General features: G+C 65.8%; 23 protein-coding genes. 5 read left to right on the forward strand and 18 right to left on the reverse strand.

The window, feature by feature from the left end; all coding sequences use genetic code 11:
• Positions 1-14: 14 nt before the first annotated feature.
• The 3 genes from AAGA11_00515 to AAGA11_00525 form a co-directional block, all read right to left on the reverse strand.
• Positions 15-689 (reverse strand): DUF1028 domain-containing protein, encoded by a 675-nt coding sequence (locus tag AAGA11_00515; protein MEM9601316.1) that lies wholly within the window; start codon positions 687-689, stop codon positions 15-17.
• A 120-nt stretch (positions 690-809) separates the two neighbouring features.
• On the reverse strand, positions 810-1,511 hold the full coding sequence (locus AAGA11_00520; protein ID MEM9601317.1) for an SDR family oxidoreductase: 702 nt from the start codon (positions 1,509-1,511) through the stop codon (positions 810-812).
• Positions 1,512-1,560: 49 nt separating this feature from the next.
• A complete protein-coding gene (locus AAGA11_00525) occupies positions 1,561-2,526 on the reverse strand; it encodes a sugar kinase (protein MEM9601318.1) in 966 nt (321 codons plus the stop codon).
• A gap of 123 nt (positions 2,527-2,649) precedes the next feature.
• On the opposite strand from AAGA11_00525, the gene AAGA11_00530 reads away from it, so the two are divergent.
• Genes AAGA11_00530 through AAGA11_00545 form a run of 4 tightly spaced genes read left to right on the forward strand, consistent with a single transcriptional unit; the run spans position 2,650 to position 6,310 of the window.
• The gene (locus AAGA11_00530; protein MEM9601319.1) at positions 2,650-3,762 is read left to right on the forward strand and encodes a mandelate racemase/muconate lactonizing enzyme family protein; all 1,113 of its coding nucleotides are present in this window, start codon (positions 2,650-2,652) and stop codon (positions 3,760-3,762) included.
• A 30-nt stretch (positions 3,763-3,792) separates the two neighbouring features.
• The gene (locus AAGA11_00535; protein ID MEM9601320.1) at positions 3,793-4,830 is read left to right on the forward strand and encodes an alcohol dehydrogenase catalytic domain-containing protein; all 1,038 of its coding nucleotides are present in this window, start codon (positions 3,793-3,795) and stop codon (positions 4,828-4,830) included.
• The gene (locus AAGA11_00540) at positions 4,827-5,594 is read left to right on the forward strand and encodes an SDR family NAD(P)-dependent oxidoreductase (GenBank protein ID MEM9601321.1); all 768 of its coding nucleotides are present in this window, start codon (positions 4,827-4,829) and stop codon (positions 5,592-5,594) included. The genes AAGA11_00535 and AAGA11_00540 overlap by 4 nt, the downstream gene beginning before the upstream one ends.
• A gap of 5 nt (positions 5,595-5,599) precedes the next feature.
• Positions 5,600-6,310, forward strand: a complete 711-nt coding sequence (locus AAGA11_00545; protein MEM9601322.1) for an FCD domain-containing protein — start codon at positions 5,600-5,602, stop codon at positions 6,308-6,310.
• Between the two features lie 39 nt (positions 6,311-6,349).
• Here AAGA11_00545 and AAGA11_00550 read toward each other — a convergent pair whose 3' ends face one another.
• The 4 genes from AAGA11_00550 to AAGA11_00565 form a co-directional block, all read right to left on the reverse strand.
• Positions 6,350-6,919, reverse strand: a complete 570-nt coding sequence (locus AAGA11_00550) for a chalcone isomerase family protein (protein ID MEM9601323.1) — start codon at positions 6,917-6,919, stop codon at positions 6,350-6,352.
• Positions 6,920-7,052: 133 nt separating this feature from the next.
• Positions 7,053-7,355, reverse strand: coding sequence for a hypothetical protein (locus tag AAGA11_00555; protein MEM9601324.1), 303 nt, complete (start codon positions 7,353-7,355; stop codon positions 7,053-7,055).
• 128 nt (positions 7,356-7,483) lie between these two features.
• A complete protein-coding gene (locus AAGA11_00560; GenBank protein ID MEM9601325.1) occupies positions 7,484-7,897 on the reverse strand; it encodes a RidA family protein in 414 nt (137 codons plus the stop codon).
• Positions 7,894-9,048: an SRPBCC family protein gene (locus AAGA11_00565; GenBank protein MEM9601326.1), complete on the reverse strand. Its 1,155-nt coding sequence runs from the start codon at positions 9,046-9,048 to the stop codon at positions 7,894-7,896. Before AAGA11_00565 ends, AAGA11_00560 begins: the two co-directional genes overlap by 4 nt.
• A gap of 138 nt (positions 9,049-9,186) precedes the next feature.
• Here AAGA11_00565 and AAGA11_00570 point away from each other — a divergent pair, with 138 nt between their 5' ends.
• Entirely contained in the window at positions 9,187-10,242 is a 1,056-nt protein-coding gene (locus AAGA11_00570; protein MEM9601327.1) for an AbrB family transcriptional regulator, read from the forward strand.
• Positions 10,243-10,304: 62 nt separating this feature from the next.
• On the opposite strand, the gene AAGA11_00575 is transcribed toward AAGA11_00570, so the two are convergent.
• The 11 genes from AAGA11_00575 to sufC all read right to left on the reverse strand — a co-directional run bounded on the left by AAGA11_00575 (position 10,305) and on the right by sufC (position 18,981).
• On the reverse strand, positions 10,305-11,237 hold the full coding sequence (locus AAGA11_00575) for a transposase (protein MEM9601328.1): 933 nt from the start codon (positions 11,235-11,237) through the stop codon (positions 10,305-10,307).
• 248 nt (positions 11,238-11,485) lie between these two features.
• Positions 11,486-12,217: a pseudouridine synthase gene (locus AAGA11_00580; GenBank protein MEM9601329.1), complete on the reverse strand. Its 732-nt coding sequence runs from the start codon at positions 12,215-12,217 to the stop codon at positions 11,486-11,488.
• The gene (locus tag AAGA11_00585; protein MEM9601330.1) at positions 12,217-12,843 is read right to left on the reverse strand and encodes a VOC family protein; all 627 of its coding nucleotides are present in this window, start codon (positions 12,841-12,843) and stop codon (positions 12,217-12,219) included. Before AAGA11_00585 ends, AAGA11_00580 begins: the two co-directional genes overlap by 1 nt.
• A complete protein-coding gene (locus AAGA11_00590) occupies positions 12,844-13,767 on the reverse strand; it encodes a histone deacetylase family protein (GenBank protein ID MEM9601331.1) in 924 nt (307 codons plus the stop codon).
• Positions 13,764-14,216 (reverse strand): SufE family protein, encoded by a 453-nt coding sequence (locus AAGA11_00595; protein MEM9601332.1) that lies wholly within the window; start codon positions 14,214-14,216, stop codon positions 13,764-13,766. The genes AAGA11_00590 and AAGA11_00595 overlap by 4 nt, the downstream gene beginning before the upstream one ends.
• On the reverse strand, positions 14,206-14,712 hold the full coding sequence (locus AAGA11_00600; protein ID MEM9601333.1) for a SufE family protein: 507 nt from the start codon (positions 14,710-14,712) through the stop codon (positions 14,206-14,208). The genes AAGA11_00595 and AAGA11_00600 overlap by 11 nt, the downstream gene beginning before the upstream one ends.
• Before the next feature lie 66 nt (positions 14,713-14,778).
• Positions 14,779-15,324, reverse strand: a complete 546-nt coding sequence (gene sufT, locus AAGA11_00605; protein ID MEM9601334.1) for a putative Fe-S cluster assembly protein SufT — start codon at positions 15,322-15,324, stop codon at positions 14,779-14,781.
• Positions 15,324-15,689 carry an iron-sulfur cluster assembly accessory protein gene (locus AAGA11_00610; GenBank protein MEM9601335.1) on the reverse strand — a complete coding sequence of 122 codons (366 nt, stop codon included), beginning with the start codon at positions 15,687-15,689 and terminating at the stop codon, positions 15,324-15,326. Before AAGA11_00610 ends, sufT begins: the two co-directional genes overlap by 1 nt.
• A 12-nt stretch (positions 15,690-15,701) precedes the next feature.
• Positions 15,702-16,946 carry a cysteine desulfurase gene (locus tag AAGA11_00615; protein ID MEM9601336.1) on the reverse strand — a complete coding sequence of 415 codons (1,245 nt, stop codon included), beginning with the start codon at positions 16,944-16,946 and terminating at the stop codon, positions 15,702-15,704.
• Positions 16,947-16,949: 3 nt separating this feature from the next.
• On the reverse strand, positions 16,950-18,230 hold the full coding sequence (gene sufD / locus AAGA11_00620) for a Fe-S cluster assembly protein SufD (protein ID MEM9601337.1): 1,281 nt from the start codon (positions 18,228-18,230) through the stop codon (positions 16,950-16,952).
• Position 18,231: 1 nt separating this feature from the next.
• Positions 18,232-18,981 carry a Fe-S cluster assembly ATPase SufC gene (sufC, locus tag AAGA11_00625; GenBank protein ID MEM9601338.1) on the reverse strand — a complete coding sequence of 250 codons (750 nt, stop codon included), beginning with the start codon at positions 18,979-18,981 and terminating at the stop codon, positions 18,232-18,234.
• Positions 18,982-19,002 lie beyond the last annotated feature (21 nt).

Below are 19,002 nucleotides of genomic sequence, written 5' to 3' on the forward strand. Positions count from 1 at the left end.
TGTTCCCCCACCGCTCACTCATCGCCGGCGACGCCGTAGCTCGGCGCGGCGGACGGGTCGAGCGCCCGTGTCACGTAATCCTCGAGCTGGGGCTGGTAGTGCTGCCAGAGCGCGTGCAGTTCGGCGATCGGGTCGCCGTCAGACCAATCCACGCGCAAGTCTGCCACCGGCCAGGGGACCTCGCGGACCAGTTTCAGCCCGGCGGAGTGCACCGGGCCCGCTTCACCGCCGGCGTCGCGCCCGGCCGCCAGCGCCTGCAACAGTCGGTCACCGAGGTGGCCTGCGCTGCCGACGAACGCATCGACCATGGCTTGCGGCACCGACGGGTTGGCGAGCAGGTTGCCACCGCAGACCACGTGGTCCGCGCGAGCCTCGCTCCAGGTGCCCAGGGCGTTGGCACCGGAATGGGCCGCAGACCGCCCAGCTGCGTCGACCACCAATACCTGGCGGTAGGCCATGTGCGGTGCCGTGCGCGCGAGGATGGCGACGGCCTCGGTACTCGTCGCCCCTTGGGACAACAGGGCCAACGCACGCACCCCGAGCCGCGGGTCGGTGACATTCTGGGACGCCACGGCACCCACGCCCGCCTGGGCGTAGGCGCAGCGCGCTGCCACCGCCGGAGAACTGGACGTGATCGCCAGCCCGAGCATGCCGGTTTCGTGGCATCGAGCCACGATGGAGAAGGTCATGTCTCAATCCTGCCACCGCAATGCCGCGAGTGTACTGAAGCTCGTGTCTCGCTGGCCAGAGCCTGGCCAACGAGGTGCGGCATAATGCACGCAGCCGCCCTGACGCCGCGCTGATGCGGGTCAGACCGAGCGCGTCAGGCCGCCGTCCACACGCAGGTTCTGCCCCGTGATGTAGCTCGATTTCGCTGACGCGAGAAACACCACGGCCTCGGAGAGCTCGCGCACTTGCGCGTACCGGCCGGCCGGGATGCGCGCCACGCGATCGGGTTTTTCCGGCAGGCTGTCGATAAAGCCCGGCAAGACGTTGTTCATGCGCACGCCGTGCACGGCGAACTGGTCGGCGAACTGTTTGGCGTAGCTCGCCAGTGCGGCCCGGAACACCGCAGACGTCGGAAAATCGGGGTCGGGTTCGAACGCGGCAAAGGTGCTGACGTTGACAATACTGCCACCGCCTTGCGCCTGCATCAGCGGGCCGAGATGCCGCGCCGCCCGCACGACGTTCAGCAGGTAGGTGTCCATGCCGGATTGCCAGTCGGCATCCGACAGGGCGAGCAAGGGCCCCTTCGGTCCGTGGCCGGTGCAGTTGACAGCCGCGTCCAGCCGCCCGAAATGGGCGTGGGTGCCGCTGACGCAGGCCTCGATGTCAGTGTCGTTCAGGTTCGAGCCGGTGAAACCGATCCCGCCCAGCGCGGTGCCGAGTGCTTCACCCTTGCCGCTCGAGGACATCACGGCGATGTCGAAGCCGTTCTCGGTCAGACACCGAGCGGCGTCCGCGCCAATCCCACTGCCGCCGCCAATCACCAAGGCCACGGGTTTGCTCATGGTCCCTCCCCCTCCGCATCGTGCTGGACACAGGGTAGGCGAAAGCCCGTCACGCGTCGCGGCCGTCGAGCAGGTCGGGCAGCACCAGATCGGTCGGCACGACGGCACCGCGCGCCTGGACCACTTGCCTCGCCAGGGCATGCCCGGCCGCCAGGCACGTCGACGCTGGCGCGCCGACGGCGTGCGCGGCCAACCAGCCGGCATTGAAACTGTCGCCCGCGGCAGTGGTGTCGACCACCCGAGGCGCCTCGGCGTGCACCGCGGTCGGGTCGCCGCACGGGTCCAGGTCGCACGGGCCAGCTGCACCGCGTTTCAGCGCGCCGGTGGTCACACCTGACGCGTGCAACCGTGCGACGACCGCATCCTCGTCGTCATCGCCGAAGAGCGCCATTTCATCGTCGACCGAGGGCAGTGCGATGTCCACAGCGGCCCACATCGCCGACATCGCTTCCTGGGCGACGCGGCGCGAGGGCCAGAGCCGTGGGCGGTAGTTGCTGTCGAAGGCCACGCGGGTGCCGCGCTGACGGGCGGCCGAAAGCGTGTCGAGCAGCGCTGCGCGCACGTCAGGCGCGAGCACCGCGAGGCTGATACCGGAGAGATAGATCAGATCAAACGCGTGCAGGCACGACACGTCGACGTCGGCTGGCGCCTGAAACAGCGAGCGTACTGCCGAGGCGCTGCGCCAGTAACTGAATCGCCGCTCGCCCTCCGAATCGGTCTCGATCGCGTAGAGGCCCGGCGCCGCACCGCGCCGCCGTTCGACATAGTCGGTGCCCAGGCCGTGCTGCCGCATGCGCTGCAGGATGCGCTCGCTCATGTGGTCGTCGCCGAGCGCGGTCACGTAACTGAGCGCCGTGTCCGAGCGCTGCCCGTCGAGTTCACGGCGCAGGTACACTGCGGTGTTGAAGGTGTCACCAGCCACGCCAACCGCGGCGGTGTCGGCCGTCTGCAGCGCGAGTTCGATCATGACCTCGCCCAGACAGCCAATGTGTCGAATCGGCTTGTAATCCGTCATGACCTGCTTCGTTGGGCCCGCGGCCGCTTGCACCACAATGGACTTTATCGTACTACCAAAATCAGCATTTGATCGGGAAATAAGGTAGCCTTTACCAGAACCCGTAAATTTGGTCTGACCAAAATGCCGTGCGATACCCGCGCTGTCATCCGGGACGTGGCCGTTGCACGCCACTGCCTGCCGCTCGATGAGGTCCTCGCCGATGCGAAGCACGGCGATCACACCCACTTCGAGCTCATCACCGTGACCCTGACGTTGTCCGACGGTCGCGTGGGCACGGGTTACACCTACACGGGTGGCCGCGGCGGACGCGCCATCGCCAGCCTGATCGAACACGACGTGGTCGGCCAGCTGCTGGGCCAACCCGCTGAACCGGTCGAGGCGATCCACGACGCCCTGCAATGGTACCTTCACTACGTCGGTCGCGGTGGCATCGTGTCCTTCGCGGTGTCCGCCGTGGACATCGCGCTGTGGGACCTCAAGTGCAAACGCCTGGCGCAACCGCTGTGGCAGGTCGCGGGCGGCGCCGCCGACCGCTGCCACGCCTACTGCGGCGGCATCGACCTCAACTTCCCGCTGGACAAGCTCCTGGCCCAAACCGAGGGCTACCTTGCACGCGGTTTCGATGCGGTCAAGATCAAGGTTGGCCAGCCGGAACTGGCTGACGACGTCCGTCGCGTTGCAGCGGTCCGCGAGCTGCTCGGTGCGTCGCGCGCGCTGATGGTCGACGCCAACTACGCGCTCAGCGTCGACCAGGCCATTGACGCCGCCCACGCCTTCGCAGCACACGATATCCTCTGGTTTGAAGAGCCGACAATACCGGACGACTACCTCGGCTACCGGCGGATCACCGAGGCCACCGGCGTGCCGCTGGCCATGGGTGAAAACCTGCACACCGTGCACGAGTTCGAGTACGCGTTTCGCGATGCCAGCCTGGCGTACATCCAGCCTGACGCCTCGAACTGCGGCGGCATCACCGGGTGGTTGCGCGTGGCCGAGCGCGCCCGCGCCGCCGGGATCCCGGCGTGCAGCCACGGCATGCAGGAATTGCACGTCAGCCTCGTGTCAGCGCAGACCAACGCCGGCTGGCTCGAGGTCCACAGTTTCCCGATCGACCGCTACACCACGCGGCCGCTGGTAGTCGAGGACACGCTCGCCGTCGCGCCGAATGCACCCGGTATCGGCGTGACCTTCGATTGGGACGCATTGCACGCCGCGCACGACCACACCGTTTGATCGCCACGACACCATTCAGGGCCAGAAACCATGTCATCGACCATCCAGGCCGCCTTCTACCGCGGCAACCGCCAGTTCGAAGTGAGCACACGCACGTTGCCGGCACTCGCCGATGGCCACGTCGCCGTGCGCGTGGCCTACTGCGGCATCTGCGGCACGGACATGCACGTCTACCACGGCAACATGGACGCGCGGGTCGGTTTTGAACGCGTCATCGGCCACGAAATGTCCGGCACCGTGGACGCGGTTGGTGACGGTGTCACGAGCGTCAACGTGGGCGACACCGTTGTCGTCAGGCCGCTGGCCGCGTGCGGCGACTGTCCGGCGTGCCGCGCCGGGCATGCGCACATCTGCCACACGCTCGATTTTCTCGGCCTCGACACCGACGGCGCGATGCAGGAAATCTGGCAGGTACCTGCGCACACCCTGCACACATTGCCCGCATCGATGCGGCTCGACCACGCAGCGCTGATCGAGCCGCTGTCCGTCGCCTGCCACGACGTGCGGATGTCAGGCCTCACGGACGGCGAAACCGCACTGGTGATTGGCGGCGGCCCGATCGGTGTGCTGGTCGCATTGGTGGCACGCGAGAGCGGGGCCGCAGTGGTGGTGTCGGAAGTCAACCCGCACCGCCTGCAGATCGTCCAGTCACTGGGTTTTGACACCGTGGACCCATCCCGGGCGGATCTCGCCGCGGAAATCAACGCACGCACCGGTGACAAAGGCGCGGACGTCGTGTTCGAAGTCTCGGGTACGCAGCCGGGTGTCGATGCAATGACCGCCTGTGCAGCGACGCGCGCGCGCATTGTCATGGTTGCCATCCACGCGAAGAAACCGGAAGTCGACCTCTTCCAGTTCTTCTGGCGCGAGCTGCAGTTGATTGGCGTGCGGGTGTACGAGCCCGAAGACTACGAACGCGCGATCGCGTTGCTTGCGGCGTCGCGCATTCCAGCCGACGATATCATCACGGACGTGAAGCCCCTGGCAGACATCCAGGCCGCCTTCGAGTCGCTCGACAGCAGCCCGACAGCGCTGAAGAGCCTGATCCAGATTCAGGAGACCGTGTGAACAATCCGAACCCCTTCAGCCTCGACGGCAAGCTCGCCGTGGTCACCGGCGCCAAACGCGGCATCGGCCGCGGTATCGCTGAAGCCCTGGCGGCCGCTGGCGCGGACATCATCGGCGTCAGCGCGAGTCTGACGCCCGGCAGCGAGGTCGAGTCCGCTGTCACTGCGCTCGGGCGCACCTTCACGGCACACCAGTGCGACTTCCGTGACCGAGACGCCGTGCGCGCGTTGGCCGCCACCCTGGTGGCGACGGGACCGGCACCGGATATCCTGTTCAACAATGCCGGAACGATCGAGCGCAAACCCGCAGCGGAGCACGACGATGCACTGTGGGATGCCGTGGTCGAGACAAACCTCAGTGCGCAGTTCGTGTTGAGCCGCGAAATCGGTCGCCACATGGTGGCGCGCGGCAGCGGGAAAATCGTCTTTACCGCGTCGTTGCTGACTTTCCAGGGCGGCATTACCGTGCCGGGCTACGCCGCGTCAAAAGGTGGCATCGGCCAGCTGACCAAGGCGCTGGCGAACGAGTGGGCACCGCACGGTGTCAACGTCAACGCCATTGCGCCGGGCTACATTGCCACCGACAACACCCAGGCACTGCGAGACGACCCAGTGCGCTCGAAAGCCATCCTGGATCGCATCCCCGCGGGCCGTTGGGGCCGTGTGGCCGACTTCGGCGGACCGGCCGTGTTCCTCGCTTCCGCCGCGTCGGACTACGTGCACGGCGAGATCCTCACGGTTGACGGCGGCTGGATGGGTCGCTGATACGCATGGACACACCCAACCGCGAAGGCCGCGCCGCCGACACCATAATTACGCGCATCGAGGCCGACATCGCTGAAGGCGTCCTCGCCGACGGCGACCCTCTGCCGTCCGAGCGCGCGCTGATGCAGCAGTTCGGTGCCTCCCGTTCGGTTGTGCGCGAGGCGATCACGGCCTTGACGCACCGTGGGCTCGTTCGGGCCTCACCCCGCCACCGACCGCGTGTGCAACGCGCCAACGCCGACGCGCTGCTCGCCACCACCGCCGCGGTGATGCATCAGCTGCTGGGCCAACCGGGCGGGGCTCAGAACGTCTACCAGGCACGCGTGTTCATCGAACGCGGATTGGTCAGGCAGGCCACTCTGTCTGCGAGCCACGAGGACCTGACCCAGTTGCGTACGGCCCTGGCTGCCAACCAGGATGCAATCGGTGACACCGCCCTCTTCTTTCAAACGGACATCGACTTCCACGGCGTGCTGTACGCCATCACCGGCAACCCGATCTTCACCGCGCTGCACCGCGGGCTGACGCAATGGCTGGAGCCTCATTGGTCCCGCATGCCTTGCGCGCCGGAGCACGACCAGGCCAACTACCTCGCACACGAGGCGATCTACACGGCCATCCTGCAGCGAAACCCGGACGAAGCTGAGGCCGCCCTCACCGCACACCTGGACACGGCCTGGCGGCTCGTTCGGGAAACCATCGATTCACCGGATTGATACGGCCACCGGCCGCGCCGTCGTCCACGGAGCTCGGTGCTAGAACGCGCGACCGAGCAAGGCGTCGCGGAAATCCGGACGCGACGTGGTTTCACCGAGCCAGATGTCGAAGAACGCCTGCGTGAACGCGGCGTCCTGAACCTCGCCAATCCGCTCGTCGCCGAAGAAGAACTCCGTGTGGCCGCGCGCATTCTTGATACCGGTGAGCTCGTCGCCCGATTCGACATCGGGGAAGATCGCACTGAGCGACGCCTCCCAGCGCTCCAGCGCCTGCGCGTCGCTGCGTGGGTGCGCCGCCATTTCTTCGATGGACGCTTCGACAAGCTTGTCGCTGTTGAAGCGGCGGCGGTAAGACAGCGTCAGTGCGAACGGCCTGGCAGGGTCATACTCGCCATTGGGTGCGCGCAAGGTGGCGTCGAGCACATCCCAGAACAGCACTTGCAAACTCGCTTGACCGACGACGTGGGCGTCGGGGAACACCGACGGCGCCGCGCGGTCACGGGCCTGCAGTGTGGTCGCGGTGGCACACACGGCAACTGCAAGCCCGGTCTGCAAAGCGCGTCTGCCCCACCGTTCGAGCTGCCTTTTCAACTTCTCAATACCGCCCATGTGCTGTCTCCCGTGCGGGCGCTGTTTTGCCCGCATTAAGAGCTTACGACCAGATCGCGCAAAAGTATCGTAAAGATTTCTTCACAGGCCAGCGCGCGACAACCCGCGAATCGCGCTATTCGCGCGTTCCGATTCACTCTCCGACGTAAGAACCGTCGGGCATCAATTTGCAGCGTTTACCAGCGTGGTACTTGCCATCCGGGCACAGCCGACGGTGCTTGCCGCCGAGGTAACTGCCGTCCGGCGCGATCGAAATCGTGTCGCCACCAACGTAACTGCCATCCGGCGCGAGCCGCGCGGACTGGCCTCCCACGTAGGTGCCATCGGGTGCCAGGTAGCACTGCGTGCCGGCGACGATGGTGCCGTCGGGGCACACCACGGCCAGCGCAGCCTGACTGCAGGCAAACAACACGGCACTGCACAGAATTCGGGTCATCGAGGTCTCCAGAGGTGGCGTCAGCGCGGCCGGGGCAAGCGGCCCGGTGTTTCACACGCTATACGCACAGATCGTGACAGGTTGTGCAGTTCATCACAGTTTTCTGCGTTGAGGCGCCACCGGGTGGCTCAGTCGGGTATCACGGCCGTCGCGTCGATTTCCACCAGCCACTCGGGTCGTGCCAGCGCGACCACCACCAGCCCCGTGCAGCACGGGTGAACACCCCGAATGTACTCACCCATCGTGCGGTAGACCGCTTCCCGGTGCCGCACGTCGGTGATGTACACCACCAGCTTGCAGAGGTCCTGGACCGTGCCACCGGCTTCGCCAATCAACTGAACGATGTTCTGCATGACCTTGTGCGTCTGTGCGACCGGGTCGTTGCTGGCCACGGACTCGGCCGTGTCCAGATCCTGCGGGCACTGCCCGCGCAGAAACACCGTCCGCCCGCGCGCCACCACGCCCTGACTGAGGTCATTGTCGAGGTTCTGTTCCGGATAGGTGTCACGCGTGTTGAAGGGCCGCAGCCGTTCGTGGCTCACGAGCGCACACCAACTGGCTGGTTCACACGACTCGCCAAATAATGGGCAAAGTCGTAATTCGGGCGCTCCAAATGCGACAGTGGGCCGGGGGCAGCATAGTCCGAGCACAGGCCACGATACACCTTCTCCGTGCAGCCACGGTCCTCGACATTGACCCGATCCAGCAAGTCCTTCAACTCGGCAAAATGCGCTTGGGCGTTGGGATCGTTAACGTAATCAGGCGACATACCACCCCCGAACGCAATGCGCACGCGTCCGACGCCCTCGGGGTGCAGCGAGAGGTACCAGAAATACCCGGGTGTCAGTGTGATCAGCAAACTCGGGTAGATCGCGAGCAGGTAGGTCATTCGCCGCCGTTCGCCTTGCAGGCGCTGGTTGTTGTCATGCGCCAAGGCGATCTGGAGTCGGTCATCCTTGAGAATCGTGTGGTAGTTGAACGCGCTCAAGCCTGGTGGGCAGACCATCTCATCGAGCTTGGACAGGCCGCCAATGGTCCCGGCGTGGCACACCGGCAGGTGGTAACTCTCCATGAAATTTTCCGCCAACACCTTCCAGTTGGTGTCCCAGACGTGGGTTTCGAAGAAGGTTTCGACATAGGCACCCATGTCATAGTCGCCGACCAACGATTCCACTTCCGCGAGCGCCTCGGAAACCGGCAATGCGGCGGGGTTGAGCGATACCATGATCCAGCCCAGCCACTCTTCACAGCGCACGGCCGGCAGGGCCATGTCGGTCTTGCAGAAGGCGTGGTTCTGGCCCATGGCCGGTGCGCCGATCAGCTTGCCGTCGAGCCCGTAGGTCCAGGCATGATAGGGGCATGTGATTCGCCGCGTGTTGCCGCGGCCGTGCAACAAGGTCGACATGCGGTGTAGACAAACATTTGACAGGGCCCGGAGCTCGCCCGACTTGTCACGCAGCACAACCACAGGTTGCCCGGCCAGTTCGAGTGTCGTGTAGTCGCCGATCGAGGACAGCGCACTCGCACGCCCGGCGCAAAACCAGTCCTGTTTGAAAACGCTTTCGAGTTCCGCTTCGAGAAAGGCGTTGGACGTGTAAACCGAGGGCGGCATCGCGGACGCCCTGTCGAACGGTTTTGCAACGTTCGCGGCCAGTTGCGCGAAGGGGTCGTTTGCAGGCGTTGCAGATGTCATGGCGCTGTCCTCTGTTCAACATCGCTACCGGGGCGCAGAATACCACCGACGTGGGGCACTGCCGAGCGGTCTGACCATTGGCACGGCACGCGCACCGGCAGGCACCGACAACAGGGCAAACCAACGCCAGCATGGCAGATGACAACTGAGCTGCACGGGGCATGGCCCTTCAGGGGCGCGGCCAAAACCGTGCTGATTGCCGGCATCGGGGCTGTTTTGGCCTCGGTACTCGACTTGCCGTTGCCGTTGCTGATCGGCCCATTGCTGATCTGCCTGGTGTGTGCCCTCGGCGGCATGCACCTCACCGGGCTGCCGCGCACTGCGGCGACCTTGCGCACTGTGCTCGGCGTCGCCGTCGGCGCAAGCATCACGCCGGCCGTGTTGCAGCAGGCTTCGGACTACGCGGCTTCGGTGGTTTTGGTGCTCGTGCTGACAGTCCTGATCGCTGCCGCCGGCGTGCCCTGGTTCCGCTGGCACGGCTTCGACCGCCCGACTGCGTTCTACGCGGCGATGCCCGGTGGGCTTCAGGACATGCTGTTGTTCGGTATCGAGGCCGGTGGCAACCCCCGCGCTCTGTCGCTCGCGCACGCCACCCGCCTCGCGGTCGTGGTTGCCACCCTGCCCTTTCTGCTTACCGGCCCTTTGGGTGTCGCGCTCGATCAGCCACCGGGCGCGCCCGCCACCACGTTCACATTCGGTCAACTGGGCATCCTGCTCGCCTGCGCGCTCGGCGGCTGGTGGCTCGGCAAGCGGCTCGGCATGCCCGGTGCGACGATTCTCGGCCCTCTGGTGCTCACAGCCATCCTGTCGCTCGCAGGCGTGGTCGACCAACGTCCGCCGCGTGAGGCCATCCTCGCGGCCCAGTTCGTCATCGGCTTGAGCGTTGGCGTGCACTACGTCGGCATCACAGTGCGGGAACTTCGCCAGATCGTCAGTGCAGCGCTTGGCTATTGCCTGCTGTCGGCGGCGTTGACGGCCGGGGTCGTGCAGGTCGTGCTCGCGCACGGGCTCGCGCCGCTGCCGGATGCCCTGTTGGGCTTCTCGCCCGGTGGCCAGGCGGAAATGACCGTGCTGGCAATCGTCGCCGGTGCCGAGTTGAGCTACGTCGTCACCTTGCACCTGTCGCGAATCGTGCTCGTGATTGTCGGGGCGCCGGTGCTGCACCGCTGGCTGCACCCCGAGCGCAACAACTGACCGGCTCGCACAAAAAAAGGGCGCTCTGTCGAGCGCCCTGGTTGTCGGCACTGCTCAGCGCCTTACTTCGCGAGCGCCTTGCGGTAGCCAGCGACCTTCTTGGCCAGCGCGCTGTCGCGCTCCAGACGGTCGCGGAAGTTGCGCAGGTTGCGGCTCATGGTCGTGAGATCACGGCCAAAGCGGTTGGAGACGTCCGTCAGGGACGCGGACTCGAGCTCGACTGCGAGGTAGCTGATGATCTGACGAACCAGGCTCTCAGCCCGTGCGCGGCTCGGGTTCGCGAGCGCGGCCTCCTTGAGGCCCTCTTCCTTCAGAACGTGCTTGACCAGCTTGTCGAGGCTCACCGGCTTCGCTTTCTTGGCCGGTGCTTTGCGCACCTGCTTCTGGAAGGCCTTGTCGCCCAACACCGCACCGTCGTTGCCGCGCTCGAGGTCATCCCGAACGCCCTCGCCCGCGCCCTTTGCGAAGAACTCACCATAACGCTTGATGGCCGTCGGCTCGCGTTTGGCGAAGGTGTCGTACACGTCACCACGCGTCAGCCAATCCGATTTCGCTGTGCCGAGGTAGGCCTTGTGGCTGGACCACTTGAACGTATCCGGCTTGCGCGATGCGCCGGTGCGCGCCGGAGAGTGGTGGATGTAACGCACCAACTCGGCCAGGTAGGATTTGGCGTCGACGAGGATCGCCTTGTAGCGACCGTGAAACAGCTGACCCTGGCTGTTTCGCGCGTTGTTGTAGTAACGCGTATAGCGGAACGACAGGTTCTGCATGATTTTCGACAAGCTGGTCTTGTCGACCTGGATCGCCAGGTGGAGACGGTCGGGCAGGAAGCAGTAGGCGTGCACTTTGTGGCCAAAGCGCTGTACTCCCTCGGCAACGAGGGCTTCGAGGTACTTGCGGTCTGCGTCGGTGCTGAAGATTTTCTTGCCGTTCTCGCCGTGCAACATCACGTGGTAGAGCGCACCAGGGACGTGGATTCGGGGTTTTCTGGCCATGGGAGGAGCCTCTGAGATCTCGTTGGGAATTTGGGGGTAGTCCGTGGGCAGGTGCCGTGTGTACTAAGCCGCGCGGTGTGCGTACCCAGCTTGCACAATATCGACCAACTCGCGTGTCGAGAGTTCCACGCCCTGAACTTATCAGTGCTGAAAGGATACTATACTGGCCCCACTCCGACCAGAAATATTCCAGAGCTGCAATATTCAAGTTGTGCGCAGATTCAGCACTATGTTGCACAATCGCGCGGTTATTGCGGGTCACTCCGGGCTTGGCATGCCGCCTCATCGAGCCCTTCGGCTCGGCAGCGCTCGATCTCGGTCAGCTCACGCCACGCACCGGGCGCAAGACTGTCATCAAGTGCGAGCGCACCGACGGACAGCCGGTGCAGGCCGACCACACGGTTGCCCACCGCCGCGAGCATCCGCTTGATCTGATGGTAGCGCCCCTCGTCGAGCGTGACGCGGAGGCTGTCGGGGCCGAGCGGCGTGACGTCGCAGGCCACGGCGAGGCGCCGCTCGCCGCGCAGTTGAACACCCGTGCACAAATGGTCGAGCATTTGGTCCGTCCAAGCGGCCGCCAGCGCCACACGGTAGACCTTGGTGCTCCGCCCCGGCCGGCTGACCCGGTGGTTCCACTGTCCGTCGTCACTCAGCAGCAGCAAGCCTGTCGTGTCGATGTCCAGACGGCCGACACACTGCAAGCGCGCACCCGCCTGAATCGGTACACAGTTGAGCACGCTGCGCGGGTCGGCGTGTGCCGCTGTGCACACGGTGCCAACGGGTTTGTTCACCATCAGGTAGCGCGGTCCCCGCAGCACGAGCACGGTACCGTCGAGGCTGACACAGTCGCCGTTCGACACGGGCTCGGCCGGGCGCGTGGCGACGGTGCCATTGCGTGTGACGCGACCGGCGCGAATCCAGGTGCGCACGGTGCTCCGGCTGTCACCGGTTGAACCGCACAGATACCGGTCGAGGCGCATCAATCGAGCTCGACTCGCCCCTGATCGGTGCGGATTCGAGCGACAAGGCCCTGTGGTCCGTCCACAACCGTCACGGGTTCACCGGTCAGCAGCGCGGCGATCGGCGCGAGCCGGCCGCGCTCCGGCGTGTTCAGCCACAGCGCGTCGAGCGCGAGACCGAGCGGCGGCAGGACGTCGGTCGGGTGCGGCGGTTGCCACCAGATCAGGTGGGGAACCGCACCGCCGTCGCACAGCCCGCTGTCCTCTGCGATGGCAAGGCGCCAGTGAAAATCCCCGCGCTGGACGGCAACGGGCTCCGCCAGGCCAGGACAGGCCGCCCAAACCCGCGCGACGTCATCGCCCGGGTCGACACGGGCAACCCAGGTCAGCAGACGGGGGCGCTCTGCGAGCCGGGCCTGCACGGCCGACTGCGACAAGCCGAAGGGCGGGGTCTGAGCTGCACTCGCGCCCGGTTTGCATGCGATCAACTCAAGGTAACGGTGGCCATCGAGACGCCAGAGGCGGTTGTGCGTGCCGTACTGCAGGTGTTCACCGCCGCCCGAGGCCGCGACACCCAGTCGTTCAGCGAGCCAGGCTTCGCCCTGCACCAAGTCGGTGCACCCAACGACGAGGTGGTCAAGCCGCATTCAACGCTCCAGCAGCGTCTTGACGTGCGCGCTGGCAGAACGCCCCAACGCGGCGAGGTCGTACCCGCCCTCGAGCATCGACACGACCCGGCCACCTGCGTGTGCGTCGGCGAGGTCGAGCACCTGCCGCGTGATCCACGCGAAATCGTCTTCAACGAGATTCAGCGAGGCGAGCGGGTCGGCCCGGTGCGCGTCGAATCCGGCCGACACGATAATCAGTTCTGGCCGCTGCGCCTGAAGGACCGGCAACCAGTGTGCGCGCACCGCCTCGCGAAAAGCCGCACCGTCGCTGCCTGCGGCCAGCGGTGTGTTGACCCGCTGGCCGTCGATATTGTCGCGGTAATACCCCGGGTAGTGCGGATACTGAAAACTCGAGCAGAAGAGGATACGCGGGTCGTGCTCGACCAGGTCTTCCGTGCCGTTGCCGTGGTGTACATCGAAGTCCACGATCGCCACCCGCTTCAGGCCGTGGACGTCGAGCGCGCGCTTGGCTGCAATGGCCACAGAGCCGAACAGGCAGAAGCCCATCGCCCGGGTGCGTTCAGCGTGGTGGCCGGGCGGGCGCACCGCGCAAAAGGCGGCATCAACGTCGCCTGCGACCACCGCGTCAACCGCGTCGACGGCCGCACCGGCGGCGTGGCGCGCCGCGGTCAGCGAGTGGGCGTTGATCGTCGTGTCGGCGTCGAGCGCAACCCGGCCGCTGCGTGGCGAGGCTGCTTCGACCTGGTCGACGTAGTCGGCCGGGTGCGCGCGCTCGATGTCGGCACGCGCCGCCAGCGAGGGGGTGCGCACGTCGAGCTGTGCGTAGTGACCATCGCGCTTCAGGGCGTCGAGCACTGCAGCCAGGCGCGCCGGTTGCTCGGGATGGCCGGCACCCTGGTCGTGCTGCACACAGGCGTCGTGGTAGTAGAGCGCCGTGCTCATGCGGGTGTCTCCGCCGCGGCCACCATCCGCGCGACCATCGCACGCAAGCCGTTGCCGCGCGTCGGGCTCAGGTGATTGACCAGGTCCAGGGTCTCGAACCACGCCTCGATGTCGAAGTCAGCGATCTCCTCGGGCGTGCGGCCGTTGTAGGCACTGAGCACAATGGCCGCCAGACCGCGCACGATGTGCGCGTCGGAATCGATCAGGTACCACACCCGGTTGTCGGCGTGCTGTGCCATCAACCAGACCTGGCTCTGGCACCCCCTGACCAGCCGGTCCTCGGTGCGGTCGGCCTCAGGCAACGGCACAAGCTGTTGACCGAGCTCGATCACGTAGCGGTAGCGGTCTTCCCAGTCATCGAGGAAGCCGAGTGTGTCGGCCACATCGTCGCGCGACACGGACTGGCCGAAGGGGTTGGATTGAAACAGCGCTGCACTCTCAGGCGTCATGGTGTTGTCCAGGTGATGGCCGACGCGCCACCCCGTAGCGGTGCGCCAGCATGCGGGCACGGCCAATGAAGGCCAGCAAACCGTTGTTGCGCTCGCTTGCCATGTGCCCCGCGAGCTCCAGGTCGGCGACCAGTGCCTTCGCGTCGAAAGCCGAAGCGACCTCGGGGGTTTGTGCATTGTATCCGTTGAGCAGGCAGGCCAGCAGACCGGCGACCACTCGGGTCTCGGTCGCGCAGCTCAGGTAGAGTCGCTGCGTGCGCACATCGAAGGCGTGGTCAACCCAGACCACGGCCTGGCAACCGTGCAAACGGTTGATGTCGATGCGCACGGCATCCGGCAACGCCGGCAACAGGTCCCCCAGCGCAATCAGGGCACGGTATCGCGCCTCCCAGTCGAGGTTCGGGTCCAGTCGATCACGCACGTCTGCCGGCGTGATGGACACGCCGAGCGGGTTGTCGTGCAACCAGGCTGGCACTGTGTCGGGTGTCCGGCTCACCGCTGCGCTTCCGAGAGCGTGTGTGTCCAGAGGGTCACGGTCAGGTCGCGTTGCACACCGCAGCAGTCAGTAGAAGAGGCCCAGCTCGAGCTTGGCGGCTTCCGACATCATGTCGTGCGACCAGGGCGGATCGAAGACCAACTCCACCGTGACATCGTTGACGTTCGGGACTTTCAGCAGGCGCAGCCGGCACTCCTCGATCAAGACCGGCCCCATACCGCAGCCGGGTGCAGTGAGTGTCATTGCGACGTGCACCCGGTTACCGGCCTCGAGCGTCTCGACGTCAACCATGTAGATCAACCCGAGTTCGACGATGCTAACCGGGATCTCCGGGTCGTAGATGGTGCCAAGCGTGCGCCAGAGGTCGTCGGAGTTGACCGAGCCATCCGCGGGCGTGTCGTACTCCATGACCTCGGCTTCCATGCCCAGCGCGTCGGCGTTGCTGCCGTCGACGCGCAGCATGTTGCCGTTCACGATCAAGGTGAACGCACCGCCAAGCGACTGCACGAGGTGCACATACGAGCCTTCGGCCAGCCGGACTTCAGTGCCGTGCGGCACGAGCAGCGCGTCCACGTCACGGCTCAGGGTGATGAGCTGTGCGTTGTGGCCCATCATGAGACGGAGAAGCTCTCGCCGCAGCCACAGGTGTCTTGGGCATGCGGGTTGTTGAACCGCATCACACGGGAGATGCCGTCCTGCACGTAGTCGATCGTGGTGCCACCGACAAGTTTCAGGCTGTCGGCATCGACGAACACGCGCACGTCGTCCGTTTCGAACACCGTGTCCTCGGCGTCTGGCTGCTCGACAAAATCCAGCTGGTACATGAAACCGGAGCACCCGCTCTTGCGCGTGCCGAGCCGAATACCGACGGCGCTGGGTTGTTGTGCAATCTGGTTGCGCACGTGCGCCACCGCGGCCGGCGTCAACCGCACCGGCTCGGGCTGTGCGTCATCGGGGTGCCAGGTGTCCACTGTCATGCTCACTTACCATCACAGGAAGGTTTTGACCTTTTCCAGGCCGGCGAACAACGCATCCACGTCGTCCCGCGTGTTATACACCGCAAAGGATGCGCGTACCGTGCCGGGAATACCCAGCCGGGCCATCAACGGCTGCGCGCAGTGGTGTCCGGTGCGCACCGCAACACCCTGTCGGTCAAGCAAGGTGCCAACGTCGGCCGGGTGCCCACCGTCGAGCAGAAACGACACTGCTCCGGCCCGCTCCGCCGCGTCGCCAATGAGCTGCAGGCCAGGACATTGACGGGCCCGATCAACGCAGTAGCGCAGCACGTCGTGTTCGTGTAACGCCGCCGCTTCGGCGTCCAGCGACGCGACGAACTCGAGCGCCGCGCCAAGTGCGATGACGCCGCTGATGTCAGGCGTGCCAGCTTCGAACCGGAACGGCGGCGCGTTGTACGTGGTGCCCTCGAAGCTGACCTGCTCGATCATCTCGCCACCGCCCTGCCAGGGCGGCATCGCATCGAGCAACGCGTAGCGGCCCCAGAGGGCGCCGAGGCCGGTTGGCCCGAAGAGCTTGTGCGAGGACAGCGCATAGAAATCGCAGCCGATCGCCTGGACATCCACCGGCACGTGCGCCACCGCTTGTGCGCCGTCGACCAGCGTCACCGCGCCCGCGTCGCGCGCCATGCGCACCATCTCGGCGACCGGGTTGACGGTGCCAAGCGCGTTGGAGACGTGGGCGACAGCGACGAGCTTCACCGGACCGCGCAACAGCGCCTGGTAGGCCTCGAGGTCGATTTCTCCGGCGTCGGAGATGGGAATCACCGACAACACCGCGCCGCGTTCTTCGCAGAGCATCTGCCAGGGTACGATGTTGGCGTGGTGCTCGAGTGCACTGATCACGATGTGGTCGCCCGCACCGATGTTGCGCCGACCCCAACTCTGCGCCACCAGGTTGATGCTCTCGGTGGTCCCGCGCGTCCAGATCACCTCTTCCTTTCGCTCGGCGTTGAGAAAGGCAGCAAGCTGCTCGCGGGTGCGCTCGAAGGCCCGGGTCGCGAGGTCGGCGAGGTAGTGCGCACCCCGGTGCACGTTGCTGTTCTCGGCACGGTAGTAGTGGTCTAGCGCGTCGAGCACGGCTTGCGGTTTCTGCGTGGTCGCCGCGTTGTCGAGGTAGACCAACGGTCGCCCGTGCGCCTCGGTGTGCAGAATCGGGAACGCCGCACGCAGGGCGTCGACGTCGAACGCCCTGCTGCCACTGTGCCGTGCCGTGCTCATGGCCTAGGCGTCCGTCAGACCCGCAAAAAACGCATCGACCCGCGGCGTCACCAGGGCCGAAATCGTCTCGTCGGGCATTGCCAGCAGCACCTCGTTGATGAAGCCGTAAGACAGCAACGAGCGCGCGGAGGCGAGCGGCGTGCCACGCGAGCGCAGGTAGAACAGCGCTTCTGGGTCGAGCTGGCCGACGGTCGCACCGTGCGCGCACTTGACGTCGTCGGCGTAGATTTCCAGCTCAGGTTTGGTGTTGATTTCGGCGTGGCGGGACAACAACAGGTTGCGATTTGACAGTTCGGCGTTGGTCTTCTGCGCATCCGGGTGGATGTGAATGCGCCCGTTGAAGACCGCCTTGCCACGTTGAGCAGCGACCCCGCGGAAGACCTCCTGGCTGTCGCAGTGCGGCAACGCGTGGTCGACGGCCAGGTGGATGTCGGTGTGTTCCGATGCCCGGCACATGTAGAGACCGAACAGCTGGCTGTCGCAGTTCTGTCCCTGAATATCCAGGCCGAAGTCCAGCCGGTTGAAGTCACCGCCGATGACCGCCAGGTAGGCGCGGTAGCGGCTGTCGCGTGCCTGTCGCGTGGCGACGCGGCCGATGTGGCGGCTGCCCGCTTCGCCGAACGCGAAGCGGTAGTGGTGCACAGCGCTGTTTGCGCCAATTCGCACTTCGGTCACAGGCACATCGAAGGTGTCGAGGCCAGGTGCGTAACGGTAGTGTTCGGCGAGGTTCAGCCTGGCGTTGTCGCCGACGTTGACCAACACGCGCGGGGCCGTGGTGCCGGCTTGCGTGCGCAGTTTGACGATGTGCAGCACCGGATCCAGTGCGGCGCCATCGGCCACATCGACCCAGACGCCGTCTTCTGAGAGCGCCTCGCTCATCAGCACGAACGCCTGGCCCTGGGCGCGCGCCTGCGCGCCGAGGGTCTCGCGAATACGGACTTCCTGGGCGGGGTCGGCTGCCGAGAACGGCGCCACCGCAACACCCTCGGGCAGGCGCGACAACTCGGCGCAGAAGCGGCCGTCGAGCAGCACCACGACCGGGGCATCGAGCGCCAACACGTCCGCCGCCAGCGACTGCGCCACGGCCAGGTCGCCGGGTGCGGTCAGCGCGACCGACAGCCCGTAGACCGAGGACAGGTTGTTGTACTTCCAGCTCTCGGCAGAGCGATCGGGCAGATCGACCGTGGCCAGAGCGTCACGCGCGGCATCGCGCGATGCCATCCACGGCACCGCGGGCACACGCGCCGCCGCCTCGAGGGCGGAGCTCTTGAACGAGTCGTGCATGTCAGGCAACTTCCTGCTCGATCCAGCCGTAACCGTTCTTCTCGAGCTCGAGTGCCAGCTCGCTGCCCCCGGACTTGATGATTCGGCCGTCGGACAGCACGTGCACGAAGTCCGGCACGATGTAGTCGAGCAGGCGCTGGTAGTGGGTGATCACGACAAAACTGCGGTCCGGCCCGCGCAGCGAGTTCACGCCGTCGGCGACCACCTGCAGGGCGTCGATGTCGAGGCCCGAATCGGTCTCGTCCAACACGCAGAGCTTCGGCTGCAGCATGATCATCTGCAGGATCTCGTTGCGCTTGCGCTCTCCGCCGGAGAACCCCTCATTCACACCGCGTTTGAGGAACGCGGGATCGAGGTTGACCTGGGCGCAGGCGTCGCGCGCCATTTTCAGGAACGCCGGTGTCTTGGGCGCCTCGGTGCCGCGGTGCTCGCAATTGGCTTCCACTGCGGCTTTGAGAAACTCCATGTTGGAGACGCCCGGCAATTCGACCGGGTACTGAAACGCCAGGAACAGGCCTGCGTACGCGCGCTCCTCGGGCTCGAGTTCGAGCAGGTCGACACCATCCAGTGTGACCGCTCCACCCGTGGCCTCGTAGCCGGGTCGGCCGCCCATGACGTTCGAGAGCGTGCTCTTGCCAGCGCCGTTCGGGCCCATGATGGCGTGCACTTCGCCGGGGCCGACGCGCAGGTCCAACCCCTTGAGGATGGCCTTGTCTTCAACAGAGGCCCGCAGATTGTCGATGGTGAGCATGTGATCGTGTTCTCGTGGTGA

Source organism: Pseudomonadota bacterium, from assembly GCA_039196715.1.
Taxonomy (GTDB): domain Bacteria; phylum Pseudomonadota; class Gammaproteobacteria; order CALCKW01; family CALCKW01; genus CALCKW01.

Coding starts and splice junctions, on each gene's coding strand:
- AAGA11_00535 (MEM9601320.1), top strand. CDS start 3,793: ATGTCATCGACCATCCAGGCCGCCTTCTACCGCGGCAACCGCCAGTTC.
- AAGA11_00590 (MEM9601331.1), bottom strand. CDS start 13,767: ATGAGCACGGCGCTCTACTACCACGACGCCTGTGTGCAGCACGACCAG.
- AAGA11_00565 (MEM9601326.1), bottom strand. CDS start 9,048: ATGACATCTGCAACGCCTGCAAACGACCCCTTCGCGCAACTGGCCGCG.
- AAGA11_00570 (MEM9601327.1), top strand. CDS start 9,187: ATGACAACTGAGCTGCACGGGGCATGGCCCTTCAGGGGCGCGGCCAAA.
- AAGA11_00520 (MEM9601317.1), bottom strand. CDS start 1,511: ATGAGCAAACCCGTGGCCTTGGTGATTGGCGGCGGCAGTGGGATTGGC.
- sufC (MEM9601338.1), bottom strand. CDS start 18,981: ATGCTCACCATCGACAATCTGCGGGCCTCTGTTGAAGACAAGGCCATC.
- AAGA11_00575 (MEM9601328.1), bottom strand. CDS start 11,237: ATGGCCAGAAAACCCCGAATCCACGTCCCTGGTGCGCTCTACCACGTG.
- AAGA11_00515 (MEM9601316.1), bottom strand. CDS start 689: ATGACCTTCTCCATCGTGGCTCGATGCCACGAAACCGGCATGCTCGGG.
- AAGA11_00615 (MEM9601336.1), bottom strand. CDS start 16,946: ATGAGCACGGCACGGCACAGTGGCAGCAGGGCGTTCGACGTCGACGCC.
- AAGA11_00545 (MEM9601322.1), top strand. CDS start 5,600: ATGGACACACCCAACCGCGAAGGCCGCGCCGCCGACACCATAATTACG.
- AAGA11_00585 (MEM9601330.1), bottom strand. CDS start 12,843: ATGCGGCTTGACCACCTCGTCGTTGGGTGCACCGACTTGGTGCAGGGC.
- sufT (MEM9601334.1), bottom strand. CDS start 15,324: ATGGGCCACAACGCACAGCTCATCACCCTGAGCCGTGACGTGGACGCG.
- AAGA11_00595 (MEM9601332.1), bottom strand. CDS start 14,216: ATGACGCCTGAGAGTGCAGCGCTGTTTCAATCCAACCCCTTCGGCCAG.
- AAGA11_00550 (MEM9601323.1), bottom strand. CDS start 6,919: ATGGGCGGTATTGAGAAGTTGAAAAGGCAGCTCGAACGGTGGGGCAGA.
- AAGA11_00525 (MEM9601318.1), bottom strand. CDS start 2,526: ATGACGGATTACAAGCCGATTCGACACATTGGCTGTCTGGGCGAGGTC.
- sufD (MEM9601337.1), bottom strand. CDS start 18,230: ATGCACGACTCGTTCAAGAGCTCCGCCCTCGAGGCGGCGGCGCGTGTG.
- AAGA11_00580 (MEM9601329.1), bottom strand. CDS start 12,217: ATGCGCCTCGACCGGTATCTGTGCGGTTCAACCGGTGACAGCCGGAGC.
- AAGA11_00555 (MEM9601324.1), bottom strand. CDS start 7,355: ATGACCCGAATTCTGTGCAGTGCCGTGTTGTTTGCCTGCAGTCAGGCT.
- AAGA11_00530 (MEM9601319.1), top strand. CDS start 2,650: ATGCCGTGCGATACCCGCGCTGTCATCCGGGACGTGGCCGTTGCACGC.
- AAGA11_00610 (MEM9601335.1), bottom strand. CDS start 15,689: ATGACAGTGGACACCTGGCACCCCGATGACGCACAGCCCGAGCCGGTG.